This is a genomic window from Neisseria sp. P0009.S007 (genome assembly GCF_051962515.1).
This window is the reverse complement of the sequence record NZ_JBQCVF010000075.1, coordinates 1-10,798: the sequence shown is the minus strand read 5'-3', so window position 1 is coordinate 10,798 and position 10,798 is coordinate 1. Positions and strand designations below refer to the sequence as shown.

The following is a 10,798-nucleotide window of genomic DNA, read 5'->3' as shown; positions in this document are numbered from 1 at the left end:
TCACAGGCGAGCCGACGTATAAAAAACCGCTTTCCAAACGCTTGCGCGGCGGCACCAAACTGCCCGCGCCTATCATCACATCATCTTCGACAACCGTATCATCCAAAATAATCGAGCCCATACCTACCAACACACGATTCCCAATTCGGCAGCCATGCAGCATGACCTTATGCCCAATCGTCACATCATCGCCGATAATCAGAGGCGAACCGTCAGGCTTCGTCGCATTCTTATGCGACACATGCAAAACACTGCCGTCCTGCACATTGCTGCGTTTGCCGATAGAAATGCTGTTCACATCGCCACGCAATACGGCATAAGGCCAAATCGATACATCTTCCGCCAGCGACACTTCGCCAATCACTACCGAAGTCTCATCTACAAAACAAGACTCATCAACCGACGGCACATAATCCAAAAACGCACGAATAGGGTTTGCCATTTCCAATATCCTTTTCTCAAAACCAAAACTGATCAGGCCGTCTGAAAACACGGCGTAAAACGATTTTATACTACAACAATACGAAATCAAGCCAGAAAATCATCAAAAGGCCGTCTGAAACAGTTTTCAGACGGCCTTACATCATAAACCCTTTATCTTGGCTTACCACTATTTATCATTAACACCCCAACTATATTTTATGGAATAATCGTCTTCATTTGATTCTTGGAGAAGACGATGGATACACGTTCGGGAAATTATGCAGCGCCCCTACTGGTCGTCGGCTGCGTCGTCTTCGGCTTAGGCAGTTTGATCGTCAAATTTGTCGATGTCGGCCCTTACGCCATCGCATTCTGGCGCTTGCTGATCGCCGCCCCTATATTCTTTCTGCTCGGGCGTTTTTTCAGACAAAAAATGCCCACAAAAAGAAAAACAGTTGGCTACGCAATCTTATCCGGCGTTTTCCTCGCATTCGACCTCGCCCTTTGGCACGAAAGCATTCACGCCGTAGGCCCCGGCATTTCCACCTTGCTCAACAGCCTGCAGATTTTCTTTTTAGCCGCCATCGGCTTCTTCTTTTATTCGGAACGCCTAAGTACCTTACAAATTTTAAGTTTGATATTGGCCACCATAGGCGTCGCCTTAATCGGCAGCCCAGAGTTCAGTCATAACGACAATGCCGCATGGGGATTTGTCAGCGGCGTAGTGTCCGGTGCCATGCTGGCCCTGTCTATGGTTTTCGTACGCAAAACCCATGAGCAGGAAAAAGTCGGTTTGTTTCCGCTGATGATGATTTTAAGCTTCGGCGGCGCAATGGCGCTGATCATCCCATCGTTGCTATTCGATGCCGCCCATCTTTACCCCAAAACTTTAAACGATGTGATTCTAGTCTCCATCTACGGCATCGTCATGCAATGTTTTGCTTGGGCATTGATTGCTTACGCCATCCCGCTTTTATCCCTATCGCTGACCGGCCTACTACTGCTCTCCGAACCAGTTGCTGCCATGTTGATCGATTATTTCTGGCTGGATAAACCGATTAATATCGTCCAATGGAGTGGCGCCACTTTAACTTTATTGGCAATTTATTTAGGTTCGTTAAAAGACAAAAAATAGATACAAAAAAGGCTGTCTGAAAAATTTCAGACGGCCTTTTAATCTGTTTATTGCTTATTGGATACTGGTACCGATACGGCTGAGTTCGCCAAAGTTCATCCAAACAAAGAAGGCTTTACCGACAATCAGTTTGTCATCGACAAATCCCCAGTAACGGGAATCGGCGCTGTTGTCACGGTTATCGCCCATCGCGAAATAACGGCCTTCGGGAACTTTACAGATAAAGCCATTGCCGTCTTCTGCGTATTCGCAATTTTCCAAACCGCTTGTTTCAAACGAGTAATTGCTTTCAGGCATTACTTCTGAAGTGTATTTGTTCAATACAGCAATAGATACGGAAGGCTGACCGGCCTCCTTGACTACGTCAAAATTTTTGCCGTTCAAGGCCGTCTGAAAACGCTCAAGCGTATGAATCATAGACGGATCGGTATCATCTGCGTATTGATAATTACCATTTGGTTTTTCGGAAATAATTTCACCGTTAACAGTCAAAACCTTATCACGGTATTCCACAACGTCGCCCGGAATACCGACGATACGTTTGATGTAATTCATCTCAGGCTGAAGTGGGTAATTGAACACCACGACATCGCCTCGGGCAATGTTGCCGACAGGGATAATGACCTTATTCAAAATCGGCAGGCGGATACCGTAAGAAAATTTGTTCACCAAGATAAAATCGCCTTTGACCAAGCCCGGACGCATGGAACTGGACGGAATTTGGAACGGCTCGGCAATAAAGCTGCGCAACACAAAGATAACCAAGATGATGGGGAAAAAGCCGCCCATGTAGTCGGTAAAATGTGCATTGTCTTCGCCGGTATCGCTTTTTTTCAGACGGACTTTATGGATTGCCCAAACAATACCGGTGAACACGACAAACACCAGCAATACGGCGGTAAAGCTCATAAATTCGGACAAAATGCCGAATACGCCGACCATGCACAAGAGATAACTCCATTGCAGGCCGGAGCTCCATTCGCCGTTTTCCTGACGCTCTTTGCTGCTTTTGAAATTGAGGACCAAGCCGGCCAGCAGTACAACGATTGCGCCTAAAGTCAGATTTATACTCATTATTTATCACTCACTTGCAGAATCGCCAAGAATGCGCTTTGCGGGATTTCCACATTGCCTACTTGTTTCATGCGGCGCTTACCTGCTTTTTGTTTTTCGAGAAGTTTTTTCTTACGCGTAATATCGCCGCCGTAACATTTCGCCAAAACGTTTTTACGCAGGGCTTTGACGTTTTCACGGGCGATAATCTGGCTGCCGATGGCGGCCTGTACGGCAATATCAAACATCTGGCGCGGAATCAGTTCGCGCATTTTTGATGCCAGCTCGCGACCGCGGTGAACGGCGCTTTGACGGTGGACAATCAGGCTCAAGGCATCGACTTTTTCGCCGTTGACCATAATATCGAGCTTAATCAAATCAGACGGCTGGAACTCTTTGAAATGGTAGTCCAGCGAGGCATAGCCGCGCGAAGTCGATTTAAGCTTATCAAAGAAATCCATTACGACTTCGTTCATCGGCAAATCATAAGTCAGCATGACTTGGCGGCCCATGTATTGCATATTGACCTGAACGCCGCGCTTTTGGTTACACAAAGTCATAACGTTACCGACATATTCCTGCGGCACAAGAATGGTCGCAGTGATAATCGGCTCAAGAATGGTTTCGATGGTGCTGATTTCAGGCAGTTTGGACGGATTTTCAACTTCGATTTTCTCGCCGTTTTTCAACACGACTTCATAAACCACCGTTGGCGCAGTGGTAATCAAGTCCATGTCGAACTCGCGCTCCAAGCGTTCCTGCACGATTTCTAAGTGCAACAGGCCCAAGAAGCCGCAACGGAAGCCGAAGCCCAACGCTTGGGAAACCTCAGGCTCAAATTTCAACGAAGCATCGTTAAGCTGCAATTTTTCCAAAGCATCGCGCAAGGCTTCGTAGTCATGGCTTTCCACGGGATAAAGGCCCGCAAATACTTGGCTTTGTACTTCTTGGAAGCCGGGCAGCGGCTCAGAAGCGGGGTTGGCAACCAAAGTAACCGTATCGCCGACTTTCGCCTGTCCCAATTCTTTCACGCCGGTAATCAAAAAGCCTACTTCGCCGGCTTTGAGTTCTTGTTTTTGAACTGATTTTGGTGTGAATACGCCCAGCTGCTCAACCTGAGTTTCCGCCTTGGTGCTCATAAAGCGCACTTTGTCTTTCAGCTTGATGGTACCGTTTTTCACACGAATCAACATAACTACGCCGACGTAGTTGTCAAACCACGAATCGACAATAACCGCTTGCAACGGCGCATTTTCATCGCCGGTCGGCGCAGGGATTTTGGCAACGATTTCTTCCAAAACATCTTCCACACCAATGCCGCTTTTGGCAGAACACTGTACCGCACCAACGGCATCGATGCCGATGATGTCTTCAATTTCCTGCTCCACGCGATCGGGTTCTGCGGCAGGCAAGTCGATTTTATTCAAAACAGGCACGACTTCCACGCCCAAATCAATCGCGGTATAGCAGTTCGCCACGGTTTGCGCTTCCACGCCTTGCGATGCGTCAACGACCAAAAGCGCGCCTTCGCAGGCAGACAGCGAACGGGAGACTTCGTAAGAAAAGTCGACGTGTCCCGGAGTATCAATCAGGTTGAGCTGATACACTTGCCCGTCGCGTGCTTTATAGTTGAGCGCGGCGGTTTGCGCTTTAATGGTAATGCCGCGCTCTTTTTCGATGTCCATGGAATCGAGCACCTGCGTACTCATTTCGCGCAAATCCAAACCGCCGCAGTATTGGATAAAACGGTCGGCAAGCGTCGATTTGCCGTGGTCGATGTGGGCAATAATGGAGAAATTCCGTATGTTTTTCATATTGTTATTAAGATAAATGCAATTAAAGGCTGAAAGGCCGTCTGAAAAAACAGGGATTCGGTTTTCAGACGGCCTTAGAATAAGGTTGAATCGTTCCGTATTCTAACGGAAATTCAACGCTTTTGCATGATTTTATAGCGATTTGACAATCTCGGTAACCATCTTCGCCGAGCTGACGGCCGCCGTTTTCAAAAACTCTTCAAAGCTGATGTCCGCTTTCTCATCTGCCGAATCGGATACGGCACGAATAATCACAAACGGCACTTCCAACTGGTGACAGGTCTGCGCAATCGCCGCAGCTTCCATTTCAACTGCTTTTACGTCAGGGAAATGGCTGCGGATTTCTGCGACACCTTCGCTGCTGTGTACAAAACGGTCACCACTGACAATCAGGCCTTGCGTTACGGCTGCACCTTCAAACACTTGCGCTGCCTTTTCTGCTTGACGAATCAAGTTTGAATCCGATACAAACACAGCAGGAAGTTGCGGTACTTGTCCCCAAACATAACCAAAAGCCGTTACGTCAACATCATGATGCGCCACAGTTTCGCCGATAACCACATCGCCAACCTTCAGACCTTTACCCAAACCGCCTGCACTGCCGGTATTGATGACGCAATCCGGTGCAAACTGATGAATGACCCAAGAAGTAGAAACCGCTGCATTGACCTTACCGATACCACTCAAAACCAATACCATGCGTTTTCCAGTCAATTCGCCTTCATATGCCGAGAATTTACCGAAGGACACATGCTTGACATTGGCCATACTTTCACGCAAAAGCTCGATTTCCTGTTCCATTGCGCCGACCACGGCAATTGTTTGTACTGACATCTCGTTACCTTTCCATTCACTAATCGAGCAACATTATAACAGCAGAATTTAAAATCACAGGGATACTGAAAAATCTGCTATATTCCCAACACGACACTCAATTTAAAACAGATTGCCGCTCTAGCGGGCAAAACAGCAAATAATGATTGCTTCTGTTATAATTATTCTCAATAAAATAACTCTATTTTAAATATCTAAATTCTTATGTTTGACGAAAATACTCCGGGCGCAAAAGAAGAATTGTTCGCTTGGCTACGCCATATGAACAAATACAAAGGCTCCGACCTTTTCATTACCACCAATTTCCCGCCTGCCATGAAAGTGGATGGCAAAATCACACGACTGAGCGATGAGCCGCTGAGTGCTGAAAAATGTATGGAAATCGCTTTTTCGATTATGTCTTCCAAACAAATCGAAGAATTTTCTTCCACCAACGAATGCAACTTCGCCATCAGCCTGCCCGATACCAGCCGCTTCCGTGTCAATGCAATGGTTCAACGCGGCGCAACTGCATTAGTGTTCCGCTCCATTACCAGCAATATCCCTAAATTTGAAACGCTCAATCTGCCACCGATTCTGAAAGACATCGCCCTCAGAAAACGCGGTTTGGTTATTTTTGTCGGCGGTACAGGTTCGGGCAAGTCCACTTCCCTCGCCTCCCTTATCGACTATCGAAACGAAAACAGCTTCGACCACATTATTACCATCGAAGACCCGATTGAGTTTATCCACCAACACAAAAACTGCATCATCACCCAACGTGAAATCGGTGTAGATACAGAAAATTGGCCGATTGCATTGAAAAATACCCTGCGCCAAGCGCCGGATGTTATCCTGATTGGTGAAATCCGAGACCGCGAGACCATGGACTACGCCATTTCCTTCGCGGAAACCGGCCATTTGTGTATGGCGACACTGCACGCCAACAGTACCAACCAAGCGCTGGACCGCATCATCAACTTCTTCCCCGAAGAGCGCCGTAACCAGTTGCTAACCGATTTATCGCTCAACCTGCAAGCCTTTATTTCGCAACGCCTGATTCCCCGTGAAGGCGGACGGGGACGCGTAGCGGCTGTCGAGGTTTTGCTCAATTCGCCCATTATTGCCGACTTGATTCGAAAAGGCGAAGTCCACAACATCAAAGAAATGATGAAAAAATCAACTGGCATGGGCATGATTACTTTTGACCAAGCCTTATATGATTTGTATGAAAACGGCGATATCAGCTATCAAGACGCCATTAAAAATGCCGACTCCGCCCACGATTTGCGCCTAGACATTCAATTACGAAGCCGTCGTGCGCAAAATGCCGGTCCAGATTTAGAATTGATTTAAAAGTAAAAGCTTCAAAGCATAGAAAAGGCCGTCTGAAACCTTACTATGAGTTTCAGACGGCCTTTATTCCATCAAATAATCAAGCCTGTTTCAATTTTGCATCGGCATCACGCAATGCAGTGCGCAAACCTTCCTCGATAACCGGATGGTAGAACGGCATATCCAGCATTTGCGGAATCGTCATCTTCATTTGATGCGCCCAAGCCATCAAGTGTGCCAAATGTTCGGCAGCAGGGCCGACAACTTCCGCACCAATGAAACGGCCGGTTGCTTTCTCAGCATACAAACGCATATGGCCTTTGTTTACCAACATAACGCGGCTTCGGCCTTGGTTTCGGAAGGAAACTTCGCCGATGACAAACTCGTCAGGTTGATATTTCGCTGCAACTTGCGCGTATTTCAAACCGATAGTGGCAATTTGCGGACTGGTAAATACCACGCCGATTACGCTACGGCGCAAACCGCCCTCAATATTCGGGAAAATAGCGGCATTATGACCGGCAATTTTGCCTTGGTCGGCAGCTTCGTGCAGCAGAGGCAGTTGGTTGGACGCATCGCCTGCGATAAAGATATGAGGAATGCTGGTTTGCATGGTCAGCGGATCAGCAACGGGCACGCCGCGCGTGTCTTTTTCGATATTGATATTTTCCAAACCGATATTATCCACGTTCGGACGACGGCCGGCGGCAGCCAAAGCATATTCGGCATGGAACACGCCTTTTTCGCCATCTTGTTCCCAATGAACTTCAACATTGCCTTCTGCGTCCAATTTGACTTCGGTTTTGGCATCCAAATGCAAAGTCAACTCTTCACCAAAAACAGTTTTGGCTTCTTCAGCGACAACAGGGTCGGAAATACCGCCAATAGCACCTGCCACGCCAAAAATTTCAACTTTTACGCCCAAACGGTGCAAAGCCTGACCCAACTCTAAGCCGATTACGCCGGGGCCGAATACGGCCACACTCTTAGGCAGGGTATCCCAAGAGAAAACATCATCGTTCACAATCAAGCGATCGCCCAAAACTTCCCATTGCGGGAAAATCACAGGGCGTGAGCCGGTGGCAATCACAAAACTTTTTGCAGTGATTTGCGTATGGTCATCGATTTGGACGGTGTGTTCATCAACAAATTTTGCCGTACCCATAATACGCTTGTCGGCAGGCCACTCTTCTACATCGCTGACTACAAAACCGACAAAACGGTCGCGTTCGGACTTCACGCGGTGCATGACTTCTTCGCCGTTTACCGTTACGCTGTCTTTATCCAAATGCACGCCAAACGGATCGGTATGCAAAGCATGATGGCGCGCTTCTGCTGCGGCAATCAAGAGTTTAGAAGGCATACAGCCCACGCGCGCGCAGGTCGTGCCGAACACATTATTTTCAATCAGGTAAACATTGTCTGTATGAAGTCGGGCATTGCGAAATGCGCCCATACCGGCTGTACCGCCACCCAGTACTACCACATCTGCTTGAATCTTTTTCATATTTTATCCTTACTGTCTATATCCAAACCGATATTGCCATCAGGTTATCCGTTTTCAGACGGCCTAAACTTCACAAACTATCAAAATTTAAAAATCAATAGCCAATACCTAAATATCGATTTAAAACAATAATCTCAAATTCTACTTGCGAATATAGAGTTATTCAGAACGCCGAATTGTAAACGCCGTCTGAATAACTCTATATTTTATCTTTCAGACGGCCTGTTTAAACCGTCTCAAGCATACAGGCGATTAGTTTTTAGCCAAGTAAGCTTCCAAGTCTTCGCTACCGCCGATGTATTTACCGCCGATGAATACTTGAGGAGCAGTCATCTTGCCGGTAATAGCGCGTACGGAAGTAACAGTTGCATCTTTGCCCAATACGATTTCTTCGTAAGACAAGCCTTTGTCTTGCAGAGCTTTTTTAGCTTTAGCACAGAATTGGCAGCCAGGTTTGGTGAAGATGGCAACAGACTCTTGAGCTTTCCAGTCAGGAGCAATGTATTTCAACATAGTGTCAGCGTCAGACACTTTGAAAGGATCACCTGGTTCTTCAGGTTCGATAAACATTTTTTCAACCACGCCGTCGTTAACCAGCATGGAATAACGCCAAGAGCGTTTACCGAAGCCCAAGTCTTCTTTGTCAACCAACATGCCCATGCCTTCAGTGAATTCACCGTTGCCATCAGGGATCATGTAGATGTTGTCGGCTTCTTCTTCAGCAGCCCAAGCGTTCATTACGAAAGTGTCGTTTACAGATACGCAGTAGATTGCGTCAACACCGTTTTCTTTGAACGCACCAAACAATTCGTTGTAGCGTGGCAGGTGAGAAGAAGAGCAAGTTGGAGTAAATGCGCCAGGCAGAGAGAACACGACTACTTTTTTGCCTTTGAACAAATCATCAGTAGAAACATCTTTCCAAGTGTCGCCAACGCGAGTGTGGAATACTACGGAAGGTACTTTTTGACCGGTACGATCTTGCAAAGCCATTTTTAAGCTCCTTAAAAATTCGGGTTTGAGAAATGAATCAATGCTTGCATTTTAATGCAGGCCTATCGATTTGTATAATTTATAGTTCAAATAATATTAATTACATCAAACTATCAATTCAATTAAACCGAAAACAGCTATTCCTCTAAATGAAGGCCATCTGAAATAAAACAAGTGCCTGACTGAAATTATTTTTTAGGTAAGGGCTGAACGGGCGAATCCGAAGCCACAATTTCGCCGATGGCTGTTTCCGCAATATCTTTCAAAGCATAGCGGTCTTTATCCGGCATATCTGTCGGTTTGTATTGAGGCGAGAAATCCAAACGGATACAGATTTTCTTCATCGAAACAATGCGCCATAAAGATTGAAACAGGTTTACCTCCGCATAAGACGGCAAGTCCGTCCGTTGTCCTTCGCCATCATAATAGCGCAAGGTCACTGCTTGAATCGGCGCTTTCGCATCAATCGCCGATTGAAACAGGGCTGCTTTAAACGGCAAAATACCCAAGCCGGAAGAAGTACGCGCTTCAGGGAAGAAGCTGACATTCTGTCCTGCTTTCAATGCCGCGCAAATCGCCTGGTTAATAGGCTCGATATCTCGGCGGGAATTGCGGTTGATAAACACCGTGCCGGCATTTTTACCCATTTTCCCCAAAACCGGCCAACCGCTGATTTCCTGCTTGGCAATAAAACTGCTCGGATAAACGGCGCTCATGGCAAAAATATCCAACCAAGAAACATGGTTGGCCACTACCAATGTACCGCTCACATTGCCTTGAGGCGGTACGCCGATTTCCAATTCAATATCCAAAGCATCCAATGCGCCTTTTCCCAAAACAACCACAGCATGATTGCGTTCCTCTGCATTATTGCCATCGATGGCACGCAAATTCCGGCCGGTTCGGAACAACCAAGCCGCCAAACGGCAAAGTCTGCCCAGTCGTTTAAAAAAAGGAGCTTTTTGTTTAGACATAAAATTTCTTCTGTATGGTATTCATTATTTTCAGACGGCCTCTGACATTTAAGGCCGTCTGAAACTATTTCTGGCAATTTGGACAATAAAACGTTCCACGCTGCCCCAAAGTTTCTTTAAAAATCAGCCCGCCACATTGGACACAAGGCTCATTGTGACGGCCATAGACCGTATATTCCTGCTGAAAGTAGCCGCTTTTGCCATCGCTATTGACAAAGTCCCGCAGCGTACTGCCGCCCGTTGCAATCGCCCTTTGCAGAACCGCTTTAACGGTTTCCACCAATAATGCGCATTCTTTCTTGGTCAGCTTATTTGCCGGATGCAATGGCGAAATACCTGCCTTAAACAGACTTTCATTCGCATAAATATTGCCAACACCAACCACCACCGCATTATCCATCAGCGCTAATTTGACTGCACGCTTTTGGGTTTTCAATTTCTGATACAGGTAATTTGCATCAAAATCGTCCGAGAGCGGCTCCGGCCCCAGTTTTTCCAACAGCGGATGATGCTCGGCAATACCCTCATACCACAATACCGCACCAAATTTACGCGGATCGTGATAACGCAATACGGTGCCGTCATCAAATACAAAATCTAAATGATCATGCTTATCCGGCGTGGCGATGCGCTCATCATCGGCGGTAAAAATCCGCAAACTTCCGGACATACCCAAATGAATAAGTAAAATACCCGTTTCAAAAGTAATAATCAAATACTTCGCACGCCGACTGCATGCCAAAACTTTGTGCCC

General features: G+C 46.8%; 10 protein-coding genes. 2 read left to right on the top strand and 8 right to left on the bottom strand.

What is annotated here, in order from left to right; genetic code table 11:
- Positions 1 to 442: gamma carbonic anhydrase family protein (locus tag ACTHS3_RS08000; protein ID WP_440367618.1), on the bottom strand; the 442-nt coding region annotated here is incomplete at its 3' end.
- Between the two features lie 237 nt (positions 443 to 679).
- Between ACTHS3_RS08000 and ACTHS3_RS07995 the strand changes: the two genes are divergently transcribed.
- Positions 680 to 1,558 carry a DMT family transporter gene (locus tag ACTHS3_RS07995; protein WP_070588272.1) on the top strand — a complete coding sequence of 293 codons (879 nt, stop codon included), beginning with the start codon at positions 680 to 682 and terminating at the stop codon, positions 1,556 to 1,558.
- Positions 1,559 to 1,612: 54 nt separating this feature from the next.
- On the opposite strand, the gene lepB is transcribed toward ACTHS3_RS07995, so the two are convergent.
- From lepB to ACTHS3_RS07980, 3 genes are all read right to left on the bottom strand, one after another.
- Positions 1,613 to 2,632, bottom strand: a complete 1,020-nt coding sequence (gene lepB, locus ACTHS3_RS07990) for a signal peptidase I (protein ID WP_070588271.1) — start codon at positions 2,630 to 2,632, stop codon at positions 1,613 to 1,615.
- On the bottom strand, positions 2,632 to 4,425 hold the full coding sequence (gene lepA / locus ACTHS3_RS07985) for a translation elongation factor 4 (protein WP_049336500.1): 1,794 nt from the start codon (positions 4,423 to 4,425) through the stop codon (positions 2,632 to 2,634). Before lepA ends, lepB begins: the two co-directional genes overlap by 1 nt.
- Positions 4,426 to 4,557: 132 nt before the next feature.
- Positions 4,558 to 5,259, bottom strand: a complete 702-nt coding sequence (locus ACTHS3_RS07980) for a 5'-methylthioadenosine/adenosylhomocysteine nucleosidase (protein WP_049336499.1) — start codon at positions 5,257 to 5,259, stop codon at positions 4,558 to 4,560.
- Between the two features lie 204 nt (positions 5,260 to 5,463).
- Here ACTHS3_RS07980 and ACTHS3_RS07975 point away from each other — a divergent pair, with 204 nt between their 5' ends.
- Entirely contained in the window at positions 5,464 to 6,594 is a 1,131-nt protein-coding gene (locus ACTHS3_RS07975; protein WP_004520139.1) for a PilT/PilU family type 4a pilus ATPase, read from the top strand.
- Between the two features lie 79 nt (positions 6,595 to 6,673).
- Here ACTHS3_RS07975 and ACTHS3_RS07970 read toward each other — a convergent pair whose 3' ends face one another.
- From ACTHS3_RS07970 to mutM, 4 genes are all read right to left on the bottom strand, one after another.
- Complete coding sequence (locus ACTHS3_RS07970; RefSeq protein WP_004520137.1) at positions 6,674 to 8,080, bottom strand: dihydrolipoyl dehydrogenase; 1,407 nt, start codon at positions 8,078 to 8,080, stop codon at positions 6,674 to 6,676.
- 252 nt (positions 8,081 to 8,332) lie between these two features.
- The gene (locus ACTHS3_RS07965) at positions 8,333 to 9,070 is read right to left on the bottom strand and encodes a redoxin family protein (RefSeq protein WP_004520136.1); all 738 of its coding nucleotides are present in this window, start codon (positions 9,068 to 9,070) and stop codon (positions 8,333 to 8,335) included.
- 188 nt (positions 9,071 to 9,258) lie between these two features.
- Entirely contained in the window at positions 9,259 to 10,044 is a 786-nt protein-coding gene (locus ACTHS3_RS07960) for a 1-acylglycerol-3-phosphate O-acyltransferase (RefSeq protein ID WP_049336498.1), read from the bottom strand.
- 64 nt (positions 10,045 to 10,108) lie between these two features.
- Positions 10,109 to 10,798 (bottom strand): DNA-formamidopyrimidine glycosylase (gene mutM, locus ACTHS3_RS07955; RefSeq protein ID WP_440367615.1); only part of this gene is annotated, 690 nt, incomplete at its 5' end.

What these genes read in the sequence shown, in the direction of transcription:
- ACTHS3_RS07995 (WP_070588272.1), top strand. Translation starts at nt 680, where the DNA reads ATGGATACACGTTCGGGAAATTATGCAGCGCCCCTACTGGTCGTCGGC.
- lepB (WP_070588271.1), bottom strand. Translation starts at nt 2,632, where the DNA reads ATGAGTATAAATCTGACTTTAGGCGCAATCGTTGTACTGCTGGCCGGC.
- lepA (WP_049336500.1), bottom strand. Translation starts at nt 4,425, where the DNA reads ATGAAAAACATACGGAATTTCTCCATTATTGCCCACATCGACCACGGC.
- ACTHS3_RS07980 (WP_049336499.1), bottom strand. Translation starts at nt 5,259, where the DNA reads ATGTCAGTACAAACAATTGCCGTGGTCGGCGCAATGGAACAGGAAATC.
- ACTHS3_RS07975 (WP_004520139.1), top strand. Translation starts at nt 5,464, where the DNA reads ATGTTTGACGAAAATACTCCGGGCGCAAAAGAAGAATTGTTCGCTTGG.
- ACTHS3_RS07970 (WP_004520137.1), bottom strand. Translation starts at nt 8,080, where the DNA reads ATGAAAAAGATTCAAGCAGATGTGGTAGTACTGGGTGGCGGTACAGCC.
- ACTHS3_RS07965 (WP_004520136.1), bottom strand. Translation starts at nt 9,070, where the DNA reads ATGGCTTTGCAAGATCGTACCGGTCAAAAAGTACCTTCCGTAGTATTC.
- ACTHS3_RS07960 (WP_049336498.1), bottom strand. Translation starts at nt 10,044, where the DNA reads ATGTCTAAACAAAAAGCTCCTTTTTTTAAACGACTGGGCAGACTTTGC.